General features: G+C 66.9%; 7 protein-coding genes and 2 rRNA genes. 4 read left to right on the top strand and 5 right to left on the bottom strand.

What is annotated here, in order from left to right; translation table 11 throughout:
• Positions 1-40: 40 nt before the first annotated feature.
• Positions 41-3,156: ribosomal RNA gene (locus ACY0MR_RS30245) — 23S ribosomal RNA — on the bottom strand.
• A 284-nt stretch (positions 3,157-3,440) separates the two neighbouring features.
• Positions 3,441-4,966, bottom strand: a 16S ribosomal RNA gene (locus tag ACY0MR_RS30240).
• Together the 16S and 23S rRNA genes form the textbook arrangement of a ribosomal RNA operon.
• 682 nt (positions 4,967-5,648) lie before the next feature.
• On the opposite strand from ACY0MR_RS30240, the gene ACY0MR_RS30235 reads away from it, so the two are divergent.
• Together ACY0MR_RS30235 and ptsP are read left to right on the top strand one after the other, a co-directional pair.
• Positions 5,649-6,098: a PTS sugar transporter subunit IIA gene (locus tag ACY0MR_RS30235; RefSeq protein WP_361855985.1), complete on the top strand. Its 450-nt coding sequence runs from the start codon at positions 5,649-5,651 to the stop codon at positions 6,096-6,098.
• Between the two features lie 80 nt (positions 6,099-6,178).
• Positions 6,179-7,849: a phosphoenolpyruvate--protein phosphotransferase gene (ptsP, locus tag ACY0MR_RS30230; protein ID WP_361855988.1), complete on the top strand. Its 1,671-nt coding sequence runs from the start codon at positions 6,179-6,181 to the stop codon at positions 7,847-7,849.
• Between the two features lie 72 nt (positions 7,850-7,921).
• Here the strand turns inward: ptsP and ACY0MR_RS30225 are convergent, their stop codons facing one another.
• Positions 7,922-8,821 carry a hypothetical protein gene (locus tag ACY0MR_RS30225; protein ID WP_403316953.1) on the bottom strand — a complete coding sequence of 300 codons (900 nt, stop codon included), beginning with the start codon at positions 8,819-8,821 and terminating at the stop codon, positions 7,922-7,924.
• Between the two features lie 23 nt (positions 8,822-8,844).
• On the bottom strand, positions 8,845-10,131 hold the full coding sequence (locus ACY0MR_RS30220; protein WP_403316950.1) for an MFS transporter: 1,287 nt from the start codon (positions 10,129-10,131) through the stop codon (positions 8,845-8,847).
• A gap of 46 nt (positions 10,132-10,177) precedes the next feature.
• Here ACY0MR_RS30220 and ACY0MR_RS30215 point away from each other — a divergent pair, with 46 nt between their 5' ends.
• Both ACY0MR_RS30215 and ACY0MR_RS30210 read left to right on the top strand, forming a co-directional pair.
• On the top strand, positions 10,178-11,497 hold the full coding sequence (locus ACY0MR_RS30215) for a GntR family transcriptional regulator (protein WP_473556434.1): 1,320 nt from the start codon (positions 10,178-10,180) through the stop codon (positions 11,495-11,497).
• Positions 11,498-11,540: 43 nt separating this feature from the next.
• On the top strand, positions 11,541-11,705 hold the full coding sequence (locus ACY0MR_RS30210) for a hypothetical protein (RefSeq protein WP_473556430.1): 165 nt from the start codon (positions 11,541-11,543) through the stop codon (positions 11,703-11,705).
• A 6-nt stretch (positions 11,706-11,711) separates the two neighbouring features.
• On the opposite strand, the gene ACY0MR_RS30205 is transcribed toward ACY0MR_RS30210, so the two are convergent.
• Complete coding sequence (locus ACY0MR_RS30205) at positions 11,712-13,685, bottom strand: acetoacetate--CoA ligase (protein WP_388806292.1); 1,974 nt, start codon at positions 13,683-13,685, stop codon at positions 11,712-11,714.
• Positions 13,686-13,733 lie beyond the last annotated feature (48 nt).

Raw genomic sequence — 13,733 nt, 5'->3', positions numbered from 1 at the left:
GTTCATTGCTTCAGAACTAACACAGTGGACGCGAGCAACTGAGGACAAGCCCTCGGCCTATTAGTACCGGTCAGCTCCACCCATTACTGGGCTTCCACATCCGGCCTATCAACCCAGTCGTCTACTGGGAGCCTTACCCTCTCAAGGAGGTGGGAATACTCATCTCGAAGCAGGCTTCCCGCTTAGATGCTTTCAGCGGTTATCCCTCCCGAACGTAGCCAACCAGCCATGCCCTTGGCAGGACAACTGGCACACCAGAGGTTCGTCCGTCCCGGTCCTCTCGTACTAGGGACAGCCCTTCTCAATATTCCTACGCGCACAGCGGATAGGGACCGAACTGTCTCACGACGTTCTAAACCCAGCTCGCGTACCGCTTTAATGGGCGAACAGCCCAACCCTTGGGACCGACTCCAGCCCCAGGATGCGACGAGCCGACATCGAGGTGCCAAACCATCCCGTCGATATGGACTCTTGGGGAAGATCAGCCTGTTATCCCCGGGGTACCTTTTATCCGTTGAGCGACGGCGCTTCCACAAGCCACCGCCGGATCACTAGTCCCGACTTTCGTCCCTGCTCGACCCGTCGGTCTCACAGTCAAGCTCCCTTGTGCACTTACACTCAACACCTGATTGCCAACCAGGCTGAGGGAACCTTTGGGCGCCTCCGTTACCCTTTGGGAGGCAACCGCCCCAGTTAAACTACCCATCAGACACTGTCCCTGATCCGGATCACGGACCGAGGTTAGACATCCAGCACGACCAGAGTGGTATTTCAACGGCGACTCCACCATGACTGGCGTCACGGCTTCAAAGTCTCCCACCTATCCTACACAAGCCGAACCGAACACCAATATCAAACTGTAGTAAAGGTCCCGGGGTCTTTCCGTCCTGCTGCGCGAAACGAGCATCTTTACTCGTAGTGCAATTTCACCGGGCCTATGGTTGAGACAGTCGAGAAGTCGTTACGCCATTCGTGCAGGTCGGAACTTACCCGACAAGGAATTTCGCTACCTTAGGATGGTTATAGTTACCACCGCCGTTTACTGGCGCTTAAGTTCTCAGCTTCGCCCTGTCGAAACAGAGCTAACCGGTCCCCTTAACGTTCCAGCACCGGGCAGGCGTCAGTCCGTATACATCGCCTTACGGCTTCGCACGGACCTGTGTTTTTAGTAAACAGTCGCTTCTCGCTGGTCTCTGCGGCCACCCCCAGCTCACGGAGTAAATCCGATCACCAGTGATGGCCCCCCTTCTCCCGAAGTTACGGGGGCATTTTGCCGAGTTCCTTAACCATAGTTCACCCGAACGCCTCGGTATTCTCTACCTGACCACCTGAGTCGGTTTAGGGTACGGGCCGCCATGAAACTCGCTAGAGGCTTTTCTCGACAGCATAGGATCATCCACTTCACCACAATCGGCTCGGCATCAGGTCTCAGCCTTAATGTGTGACGGATTTGCCTATCACACGGCCTACACCCTTACCCCGGGACAACCACCGCCCGGGCTGGACTACCTTCCTGCGTCACCCCATCGCTTACCTACTACCACCTTGGGTCGACGGCTCCACCACTTTCCATTCCCCGAAGGGTCCGGAACGGCTTCACGGCCTTAGCATTAATGGGCTCGATATTGGGCGTTTCAAAGCGGGTACCGGAATATCAACCGGTTGTCCATCGACTACGCCTGTCGGCCTCGCCTTAGGTCCCGACTTACCCTGGGCAGATCAGCTTGACCCAGGAACCCTTAGTCAATCGGCGCACACGTTTCTCACGTGTGTATCGCTACTCATGCCTGCATTCTCACTCGTGAACCGTCCACAACTCGCTTCCACGGCTGCTTCACCCGGCACACGACGCTCCCCTACCCATCACAACACCCGTTGGGGCTTAACGCTGCAATGACACGACTTCGGCGGTACGCTTGAGCCCCGCTACATTGTCGGCGCGGAATCACTTGACCAGTGAGCTATTACGCACTCTTTCAAGGGTGGCTGCTTCTAAGCCAACCTCCTGGTTGTCTCTGCGACTCCACATCCTTTCCCACTTAGCGTACGCTTAGGGGCCTTAGTCGATGCTCTGGGCTGTTTCCCTCTCGACCATGGAGCTTATCCCCCACAGTCTCACTGCCGTGCTCTCACTTACCGGCATTCGGAGTTTGGCTAAGGTCAGTAACCCGGTAGGGCCCATCGCCTATCCAGTGCTCTACCTCCGGCAAGAAACACACGACGCTGCACCTAAATGCATTTCGGGGAGAACCAGCTATCACGGAGTTTGATTGGCCTTTCACCCCTAACCACAGGTCATCCCCCAGGTTTTCAACCCTGGTGGGTTCGGTCCTCCACGAAGTCTTACCTCCGCTTCAACCTGCCCATGGCTAGATCACTCCGCTTCGGGTCTTGAGCGCGCTACTGAATCGCCCTATTCGGACTCGCTTTCGCTACGGCTTCCCCACACGGGTTAACCTCGCAACGCACCGCAAACTCGCAGGCTCATTCTTCAAAAGGCACGCAGTCACGAGAGCCCGAAGGCTCCGACGCTCCCACGGCTTGTAGGCACACGGTTTCAGGTACTATTTCACTCCGCTCCCGCGGTACTTTTCACCATTCCCTCACGGTACTATCCGCTATCGGTCACCAGGGAATATTTAGGCTTAGCGGGTGGTCCCGCCAGATTCACACGGGATTTCTCGGGCCCCGTGCTACTTGGGTGTCTCTCAAACGAGCCGTCAATGTTTCAGCTACGGGGGTCTTACCCTCTACGCCGGACCTTTCGCATGTCCTTCGCCTACATCAACGGTTTCTGACTCGCCTCACAGCCGGCAGACTGTGAAAGAGAGATCCCACAACCCCGCATGCGCAACCCCTGCCGGGTATCACACGCATACGGTTTGGCCTCATCCGGTTTCGCTCGCCACTACTCCCGGAATCACGGTTGTTTTCTCTTCCTGAGGGTACTGAGATGTTTCACTTCCCCTCGTTCCCTCCACATGCCCTATGTGTTCAGGCATGGGTGACAGCCCATGACGACTGCCGGGTTTCCCCATTCGGAAACCCCCGGATCAAAGCCTGGTTGACGGCTCCCCGGGGACTATCGTGGCCTCCCACGTCCTTCATCGGTTCCTGGTGCCAAGGCATCCACCGTGCGCCCTTAAAAACTTGGCCACAGATGCTCGCGTCCACTGTGTAGTTCTCAAACAACGACCAGCCACCCATCACACACCACCGAAGTGACGCTTTACTGGGGCCGGAATCTTGAAGGACGACCAACCGGCCGTACCCTCAGACACCCAACAACGTGCCAAGCGTGAGCCACCCTCCGTGTCCTTCTTTCCACGCCGAAGCAGTACTCGAAGAACCATCAGGTTCACTCACGCCAACTAATCAACGTTCCACCCATGAGCTGACCGTGCAGAACGTTTGCCTGCAATCGGTACTGTGCTCCTTAGAAAGGAGGTGATCCAGCCGCACCTTCCGGTACGGCTACCTTGTTACGACTTCGTCCCAATCGCCAGTCCCACCTTCGACAGCTCCCTCCCACAAGGGGTTGGGCCACCGGCTTCGGGTGTTACCGACTTTCGTGACGTGACGGGCGGTGTGTACAAGGCCCGGGAACGTATTCACCGCAGCAATGCTGATCTGCGATTACTAGCAACTCCGACTTCATGGGGTCGAGTTGCAGACCCCAATCCGAACTGAGACCGGCTTTTTGAGATTCGCTCCGCCTCGCGGCATCGCAGCTCTTTGTACCGGCCATTGTAGCACGTGTGCAGCCCAAGACATAAGGGGCATGATGACTTGACGTCGTCCCCACCTTCCTCCGAGTTGACCCCGGCGGTCTCCTGTGAGTCCCCATCACCCCGAAGGGCATGCTGGCAACACAGGACAAGGGTTGCGCTCGTTGCGGGACTTAACCCAACATCTCACGACACGAGCTGACGACAGCCATGCACCACCTGTATACCGACCACAAGGGGGGCACTATCTCTAATGCTTTCCGGTATATGTCAAGCCTTGGTAAGGTTCTTCGCGTTGCGTCGAATTAAGCCACATGCTCCGCTGCTTGTGCGGGCCCCCGTCAATTCCTTTGAGTTTTAGCCTTGCGGCCGTACTCCCCAGGCGGGGAACTTAATGCGTTAGCTGCGGCACCGACGACGTGGAATGTCGCCAACACCTAGTTCCCAACGTTTACGGCGTGGACTACCAGGGTATCTAATCCTGTTCGCTCCCCACGCTTTCGCTCCTCAGCGTCAGTAATGGCCCAGAGATCCGCCTTCGCCACCGGTGTTCCTCCTGATATCTGCGCATTTCACCGCTACACCAGGAATTCCGATCTCCCCTACCACACTCTAGCCTGCCCGTATCGGATGCAGACCCGGGGTTAAGCCCCGGGCTTTCACACCCGACGTGACAAGCCGCCTACGAGCTCTTTACGCCCAATAATTCCGGACAACGCTTGCGCCCTACGTATTACCGCGGCTGCTGGCACGTAGTTAGCCGGCGCTTCTTCTGCAGGTACCGTCACTTTCGCTTCTTCCCTGCTGAAAGAGGTTTACAACCCGAAGGCCGTCATCCCTCACGCGGCGTCGCTGCATCAGGCTTTCGCCCATTGTGCAATATTCCCCACTGCTGCCTCCCGTAGGAGTCTGGGCCGTGTCTCAGTCCCAGTGTGGCCGGTCGCCCTCTCAGGCCGGCTACCCGTCGTCGCCTTGGTAGGCCATTACCCCACCAACAAGCTGATAGGCCGCGGGCTCATCCTTCACCGCCGGAGCTTTCAACCAGCCCCCATGCGGAAGCCGGTGTTATCCGGTATTAGACCCCGTTTCCAGGGCTTGTCCCAGAGTGAAGGGCAGATTGCCCACGTGTTACTCACCCGTTCGCCACTAATCCACCCCGAAGGGCTTCATCGTTCGACTTGCATGTGTTAAGCACGCCGCCAGCGTTCGTCCTGAGCCAGGATCAAACTCTCCGTGAATGTTTACCCGTAATCGGGTGACACTCGCGTTGAGCGGGACGGTCATGCCGGAATGTGGCCGACCGTCCACAGCGTCCTCGCTGTGTATGTCGCCTACCAACCACAAGGGCCGGCAGGACTTTCAAAGGAACCTCGCCATCCGAAGATGGACGGGGTATCAACTAATCTGGCGTTGATTTTTGGCACGCTGTTGAGTTCTCAAGGAACGGACGCTTCCTTCGTACTCACCCTCTCGGGTTTTCCTCCGGGCTTTCCCTTCGGTATTTCGTGTTTCCAGCCTAGCAGATCCGATTTTCCGTTTCTGCCACCCGCTGGACCGGGTTCACCGGGCAGGAATTCACTTTCGTGCTTTCCGTTCCCGGCGGGGTTGAACATTACCAGGCTTTCTCGGTCCCCCTGACCACGTCCCTGCGAGCACGCAGAGGTGTAGACCACTGGGGTTAGGATCTGGCTTGATAGGTGCTGCCGACCCGCGACCCAAAGCCGCGTTGGGGTCAGGCAGGAGTACGACAGTACATCCCACCGTCAGTAGAGGCAAATCGTTTCCGGTAGTCCCTAGCTCCGCCCAACTGGTACGTCTCGTGCGGAACCGGGACTTCTTATGACTTACGCTTCTGAACAGTACGCCGTCCAGGACAGGTAGTGACGGCGCCACACAATCTCCGCCCCTGGGAGGCTTCCCATGACAACCGTGACGTCGCCGCTTGCCGGACGCGCCATCGGTCTCGCCGCAGTTCCCGACCCGGTCTTCTCCGGTGCGATGGTCGGGCCCGGCACCGCCATCGATCCCGTACGTGAGGCCTCCGAGGCCGTCTCCCCCATCGACGGGGTCATCGTCTCCATGCACCCGCACGCCTTCGTCGTCGTCGACGGCGAGGGCCACGGTGTGCTGACCCACCTCGGGATCGACACCGTTCAGCTCAACGGCGAGGGCTTCGAGCTCCTCGTGAGCAAGGGTGACACCGTCACGCGCGGCCAGGCCGTCGTGCGCTGGAACCCCGCCGCGGTCGAGGCCGCCGGCAAGTCCCCCATCTGTCCCATCGTGGCCCTGGAGGCCACCGCGGACTCGCTCTCCGACGTCGTCGAGGACGGCGAAGTGAAGGCCGGCGACCAGCTCTTCGGCTGGAGCTGAGCCGGATCGTCCCCGTGACGACCGCGAGTTCGACATTCATCGCGGCGGCAGGTGCCGCCGCTCTATGGGAGACGGGTGAGATGGAGACAACGCTGCGAGGCGTCGGCGTCAGCCACGGTGTGGCGATCGGCGAGGTCCGGCACATGGGCACGGCGGTCCTCGAACCGCCGGCCAAGCAGATCCCGGCGGACGAGGCGGAGCGCGAACAGGGGCGCGCCCGCCAGGCCGTCGAGGCTGTCGCCGCCGACCTCAATGCGCGCGGCAACCTGGCGGGCGGCGAGGCCCAGCACGTGCTGGAGGCCCAGGCGATGATCGCCCAGGACCCGGAGCTCATCGCCGACGTGGACCGCCGCATCGCCGTGGGCAGCACGGCCGAGCGCGGCATCTACGACGCCTTCTCGCACTACCGTGAGCTGCTCGCGGGTGCCGGCGAGTACATGGCCGGGCGCGTCGCCGACCTCGACGACGTCCGGAACCGGATCGTGGCGCGCCTCCTCGGTGTGCCGATGCCGGGCGTGCCGGACAGCGACGAGCCGTACGTGCTCATCGCGCGGGACCTGGCGCCGGCCGACACCGCGCTGCTCGACCCCGCGCTGGTGCTCGGCTTCGTGACCGAGGAGGGCGGGCCGACCAGCCACAGCGCCATCCTCGCGCGGGCGCTGGGTGTGCCGGCCATCGTCGCGCTGCCGGGCGCCGGCGAGCTCGCCGAGGGCACGATGATCGCGGTCGACGGTTCGACCGGTGAGATCTTCGTGGACCCGAGCGAGGACAAGAAGGCGGAGCTGACCAAGGCCGCCGCCGCGCGCAAGGCCGCGCTGGCGACGTCCAGCGGTCCCGGCGCCACCTCGGACGGGCACAAGGTGCCGCTGCTCGCCAACGTCGGCGGTCCCGCGGACGTCCCGGCGGCGGTCGAGGCCGGTGCCGAGGGCGTCGGCCTGTTCCGTACGGAGTTCCTCTTCCTGGACGACAGCAAGAAGGCTCCGTCCGAGGAGAAGCAGGTCGAGGCGTACCGCCAGGTGCTGGAGGCGTTCCCCGAGGGCCGTGTGGTCGTGCGGGTGCTCGACGCCGGTGCGGACAAGCCGCTGGACTTCCTGACCCCGGCCGACGAGCCGAACCCGGCGCTGGGCGTGCGGGGTCTGCGGTCGCTCCTGGACCACCCGGAGGTCCTGCGGACCCAGCTGACCGCGCTCGCGAAGGCGGTCGAGGGCCTGCCGGTGTACCTCGAGGTCATGGCTCCGATGGTGGCCGACCGTACGGACGCCAAGGCCTTCGCCGACGCGTGCCGCGAGGCGGGGCTGCGGGCGAAGTTCGGTGCGATGGTCGAGATCCCCTCGGCCGCGCTGCGGGCGCGCTCGATCCTCCAGGAGGTCGAGTTCCTCTCGCTCGGCACCAACGACCTGGCGCAGTACACCTTCGCGGCGGACCGTCAGGTCGGTGCGGTGTCGCGGCTCCAGGACCCGTGGCAGCCGGCGCTGCTCGACCTGGTGGCGCTGTCCGCCGAGGCGGCGAAGGCCGAGGGGAAGAGCTGCGGCGTCTGCGGTGAGGCCGCGGCCGACCCGCTGCTCGCCTGTGTGCTGACCGGTCTGGGGGTCACCTCCCTCTCCATGGGTGCGGCGTCGATCCCGTACGTGCGGGCGACGCTGGCCAAGTACACGCTGGCGCAGTGCGAGCGGGCGGCCGCCGCGGCGCGTGCCGCGGACACGGCGCACGAGGCGCGCGTGGCCGCTCAGGCGGTGCTGTCCGGGGAGTGATGTCCCGGATGTGAGCGACGAAGGGGCTTTCCGTCACGGAGGTGGCGGGGAGCCCCTTCGGCGTGCCCGGGGTCAGTGGTGGGTGGTCCAGTCGTCGTCGGGGTCGGGGGTCACGGGGAAGCCAGCCAGGTGGTCGACTCCCGGTTCCGGGGAGAGGGGTTCTCCGGTGCGGGCGTCGGTGCAGTAGGCGGCGAAGACCTCGGCCGCGGTGAGGGGGGTGAGGGTGCCGCCGGTGAGGCGCCAGCCGTGGAGGCGGTCGCGCGCGCCGGGCCGGCTGGTGCGCAGGACGAGTCCGCCGGGTGCTCCGAGGACGATGCCGGCCGCGAGGACGGCGGTGAACTCGGCGGCCGCCGCGTCCTCGATGTCCGTGTGCGGGCTGCCGCCGTCGGCGTGGAGGACGGCGAGGAGTCGGTCGTCGGCGGCCGGGACGCTGCAGACGAGGTGGTGGGTGCCGGTGCCGGCGGCTTCCAGGAGCCGGGCGAGGAGGCGGGCGGCGCGCTCGAAGGAGGCCCTGCCGATGTCCTTGCCGCAGGTGGCGCAGTCGCCGGCGGTGGTGAGGACGGTGGTGGCGTACTCCCAGGTGGCCTGGCGGACCGCGGTGTCGACCAGCTCGGGCAGGAGGGTGCTGAGGGGTTGTCCGGTGTAGGTGACGCGGGCGCCGGTGGCGGCGAGGTGGGCGGTGAAGCGGCTGCGGCTGGTGGGGTCGTCGGGGTCCAGGTCCGTCTCCGCGCAGTACGCGGCGAACTCCTCGGGGTCGAAGAGGGTGACGGTGGTGTGGCCGCCGCGGGCGGCGAGGCTCCTCAGGAGGGCCTCGACGTGGCGGAGGTAGGTGGGGTGGTCGTCGAAGGCGAAGGTGCGGTAGCGGCGCATGGCCGTGAAGTCGTGCTCGTCGGCGAGGAGGCCGACGGTGCTGGGGACCTCGCGGCGCAGGGCGCGCCGGAGGTCTGCCGTGGTGGTGCCGGTCCGTGTCATGTCTCCCCCTGGGTACGGTCCGATCAGTGCTCACTCACCGTAACCTTCGCCACTGACAGTGACGGTCGGGGGAGGCGTCGGCGGACGAGTCGGTTCTGGGCGGCGGTGGTGGCGACGAGGGTGGCGCCGAGGAGGGGCCAGGCCAGGGGGCCGGCGGAGACGAGGCCGGTCATGAGGAGGGGGCCGACGAAGCGCTGGGTGGACTGCGCGAGACCGTGGACGCCGAGGTAGGCGCCCTGTGCGTCGTCGGGGGCGAGGGCGACGGAGATCTCCCAGGAGGCGATGGTGTGGATCATCTCCGCGAAGGTGAGGGCGACGGCCGCGGTGAGGAGCGCGGCGACGGCGAGGTTCCGGCCGCCGAGGGCCGAGACGGCGAGGGCGAGCGTGCCGACGGCGAAGAGGGCCGCGAGGGGTGTGAGCAGGCGGCGGGCGGCCTCGGTGGAGGAGCCGAGGCGGGAGAGCGGCACCTGGAAGAGCACGACCAGGGCGCTGTTGGCGACCATCAGGAGCGGGGCGAGTCCGACGGGGGCCTCGGTGGCGTGGACGATCCAGAGTGGCAGGGCGACCTGGAGGATCGAGTCGTGGAGGTAGAAGACCGAGTCCGCGGCGGTGAAGCCGAGGAAGCCCCGGTCGCGCCAGGGGGTGGGCGGCTTGGCGGCCGGGGCGGGATCGGTGGACGCGGCGGCGATGCGGGAGGCCGCGGGGGACGGGGGTTCGGCGCAGCGGAGGGTGAGCGCGGCCATCACGAGGTAGGAGAGGGCGTCGCCGATGAGCAGGAGGTGGAAGGCGGTGCTGGTGCCGACGGCGAGGGCGGCGGCGGCGCCCAGGCCGCCGAGGGTCCAGCCGATGTTGGAGGTGGTGCGGTTGATGGCCTGGTAGCGGATGCGGTCGGGGCCGGCGACGCGGGCGGCGTAGAGCTTGGTGAGGACGTTGGTGGCGCGGTCCGGGAGGGCTCCCGCGGCCGAGAAGAGGACGAGCAGCGGGAAGTCGTCGGTGGTGAGGAGGGCGAGGAGGGCGGCGGCGCGGAGGAGTTGGGTGCAGATGATGACGCGGACGAGGGGGAAGCGGTCGGCGAGCCGTCCGCCGAGGGGGGCGCCCGCGATGCCGGCGGCGCCGGAGGCGGCGATGAGGAGGCCGACCTGGCCGAGGTCGAGTCCGGTGACGAAGGTGAAGTAGAGGGCCATGGCCGTGGACCAGAGCCCGGTGCCGCACTTGTCGATGAAGCCGATGACGAGCATGCGGCGGCCGTCCCGGCCGCCGGGGATGCGTTCCTTGAAGGGTGTTCGGGTGGTGTGGGTGGAGCGGCTCATCGGATCCCCCTTGCGAACTGCTTTGTATTGATACATACTTGAGTACGTGGCAGCACAATATTCGATCGACGGCACGACAGCCAAGGGGATTGCCGCGTCCGTGGAGCGGGGCGTCGCCGAGGGCGGCCTCTCCCCCGGCGACGCCCTGCCGCCCGTGCGACGGCTCGCCGACGAGCTGGGGGTGAGTCCGGGGACGGTCGCGACGGCTTACAAGGAGTTGCGGCAGCGCGGACTCGTCGTCACGCGGGGACGGGGCGGGACGGTCGTGGCGGAGACGCCGTCGGTGGCCTCACGCCGTCCGCCGCGGGTGCCGCAAGGCCTGGTGGACCTGGCCGGCGGCCATCCCGACCCCGCCTTCCTTCCCGTACTGCGTCCGCCGTCGCCCGTCACCCCGGTGTACGGCTCCCATCGCGCCGCCCCGCGCCTCGCCGCGCTGGAGGAGGCGACCCGGCAGTGGTTCGCGCGCGACGGGGTCCCGGCACGGCACGTGACCTTCGCGCACGGAGCGCTCGACTGCATCGCCCGGCTCCTCTCGACCGAGCTGCGGCCGGGCGACGCGGTGGCCGTCGAGGATCCGGGCTTCCACCATCTGCTCGACCTGGTCCCCGCGTTGGGGCTGCGGACCGTCCCCGTGACCGTGGACGGCGAGGGTCTCGTACCGGAGTCGCTGCGGGCGGCACTGCGGGGCGGCGTGCGCGCCGTGGTGTGCAGTCCGCGGGCCCAGTGTCCGACCGGGGCCTTCTTCAGCCGGTCGCGACGGGACGAACTGGTCGCGGTGCTGAGGGACTTCCCCGAGGTGCTGGTCGTCGAGGACGACCACAACGCGGAGATCGGCGGCGCTCCGGCGCACACGCTCGCGGCGGCCGGGCTCGAACGGTGGGCCCAGGTGCGGACGGTGTCGAAGCACCTCGGGATCGACCTCCGCTGGGCCGGGGTGGCGTGCGACGCGATCACGCTGGCGCGGCACGACGGCAGGATGCTGATGACCTCGGGCTGGGTCAGCCACGTCCTCCAGGAGACGGTGTCCGGCCTGCTGCGCGACGGGGCGGTGCGCGCGCTCGTGGCGGACGGCGAGGCGGCGTACGCGGAGCGGCGTGCGGCGCTGATCGGCGCGCTCGGCGACCACCGGATCCGATCGGTCGGGGCGAGCGGGCTGAACGTGTGGGTGCCGGTGCGGGACGAGTCCGCGGTCGTCAACGGACTGCGGACACAGGGCTGGTGGGTCGCCGCGGGGGCGCGGTTCCGGATCGCCTCCCCGCCGGCCGTGCGGATCACCGCCTCGACGCTCGCTCCCGCCGACGCGGTGCGCCTGGCGGCGGACTTCGCCGAGGTACTGGGGGACGCGCAGGCGACGTACGGCGGTTGACGCCGTGACGGGACGCGGCGGGCCGCCGCGCGCGGGAGCTCCGGTGAGGGCGGGCCTCCCCGGCGCTCCGGTTCACCTCGGGGAGCGCACCGTCCTCACCGGAACGACGTCCGCGGGGCCCGCATGGGCCGTCCTCGCGGTGTCCGCCGTCCTGGGCGAGGCGGCGGTCGGCGCCCCCGGCGAGCTGCCGGGGGCGCCGAAGGGGTAGCGCGGGTCAGGCCCGGCGGGCGGCCGCCAGGGTCTCGTAGAAGCGCAGGAGGCCGAGGTCGTCGACCGAACCGGCGTTGACGGCCTTGGCCAGGGGGGTGCCCTGGAGGAGGCGCTTGACCGGGACCTCGATGCGCTTGCCCGTGAGGGTGTGGGGGACGCCCGGTACCTCGATGATCTCGTCGGGGACGTGCCGGGGGGACAGTTCGGTGCGGATCGTCCGCTTGATGCGGTCGGTCAGCTCCTCGTCCAGGGTGGCGCCGTCGACGAGGTGGACGAAGAGCGGCATCCAGTAGCCGCCGTCCGGCTCCTCCAGGCCGATCACGAGGGACTCGCGGATCTCGGGGAGCCGCTCGACGGCCTCGTAGATGTCGGCGCTGCCCATCCGGACGCCCTGGCGGTTCAGGGTGGAGTCGGAGCGGCCGTGGATGACGACCGAGCCCCGGTCGGTGAGGGTGATCCAGTCGCCGTGGCGCCAGACGCCCGGGTACATCTCGAAGTAGCTGTCGCGGTAGCGGCTGCCGTCCGGGTCGTTCCAGAAGTGGATCGGCATGGAGGGCATGGGGTTGGTGACGACGAGTTCGCCGACCTCCCCGATCACGGCCTTGCCGGACGCGTCCCAGGCCTGGAGGTCGGTGCCGAGGCCGGCCGCCTGGAGTTCGCCGATGTGGACCGGGAGGGTGGGGACGGCCCCCGCGAAGCAGGAGCAGACGTCGGTGCCGCCGCTGACGGAGGCGATCCAGAGGTCCTCGCGGACCTCGTCGTGGAGCCAGCGGAAGCCGTCGGGCGGCAGCGGGGAGCCGGTGGTGGCGACGCACCTGACCGCCGACAGGTCGAAGTCGCGCCCCGGGTGCACGTCCGCCTTGGCGCAGGCCATCACGTACGCGGCGGAGGTGCCGTACAGGGTGGCGCGGGTGCGTTCGGCGACCCGCCACTGGGCGGCGGTGTCGGGGTAGCCGGGACTCCCGTCGTACAGGACGACGGTCGAGCCGGTGAGCAGGCCGGAGACGAGGAAGTTCCACATCATCCAGCCGGTGGAGGTGTACCAGAAGAACACGTCCTCGGGGCCCAGGTCGCAGTGCAGGCCGAGCTGCTTGAGGTGCTCGACGAGGATGCCGCCCTGGGACTGAACGATCGCCTTCGGCAGACCCGTGGTGCCGGAGGAGTACAGGACCCAGAGCGGGTGCGCGAACGGGACCTGCTCGTAGACCGGCTCGACGTCCCCGGCGACCAGGTCGTCCCAGGCCAGGGTGCCCTCGGGGGCGGGGGTGCCGAGCAGCGGGATGTGGACGACCGCGCGGACGGTGGGCAGCTCGGCGCGCAGCTCGGCGACGGTCTCGCGGCGGTCGTGCTCCTTCCCGCCGTAGCGGTAGCCGTCGACGGTGAAGAGGACGACCGGCTCGACCTGCTGGAAGCGGTCGAGGACGCTGCGGGCGCCGAAGTCGGGGGCGCAGGAGGTCCACACGCCGCCGACCGCGGCGGTGGCGAGGAGGGCCACGACGGACTGCGGGACGTTCGGCAGGTAGCCGCTGATCCGGTCGCCGGGGCGGACGCCCAGGGCGCGGAGCTCGGCGGCGAGGGAGCCGACCTGGCGGCGGAGCTCGGCCCAGGTGATCGGCGCGGGCTCGTGGGTTTCGTCCACATGGAGCAGGGCCGTGTCGTGGGGGCGCTCGGCGGCGGCGCGCAGGGCGTGCTCGGCGTAGTTCAGGGTGGCGCCGGGGAACCAGTCGGCGCCGGGCATCGAGCGGTCGCCGAGGACGCGCTCGTACGGGGTGGAGAAGCGGATGTCGAACCACTCGACGACCGCCTGCCAGAAGGCTTCGAGCTCCTCGACCGACCAGCGGTGGAGCGCCGGGTATCCGCCCTGGGCCGGGGCGCCGTGGTGCTCGGCGGCCCAGGTCTGGAAGCGGGTCACGGCGGCCGAGGCGATGTGCTCCTCGTCCGGCTGCCAGAGCGGCGGCTCGGTGTGCGCTGATGTCATGGGGCGGCTCCCTGGCTGTACGCGGGGTCGGCGTGTGTCCGGCGCACG

It is taken from the genome of Streptomyces sp. JN8 (assembly GCF_055808075.1).
The sequence above is the reverse complement of the archived record's forward strand: the minus strand, read 5'-3'. Positions and strand labels throughout refer to the sequence as shown.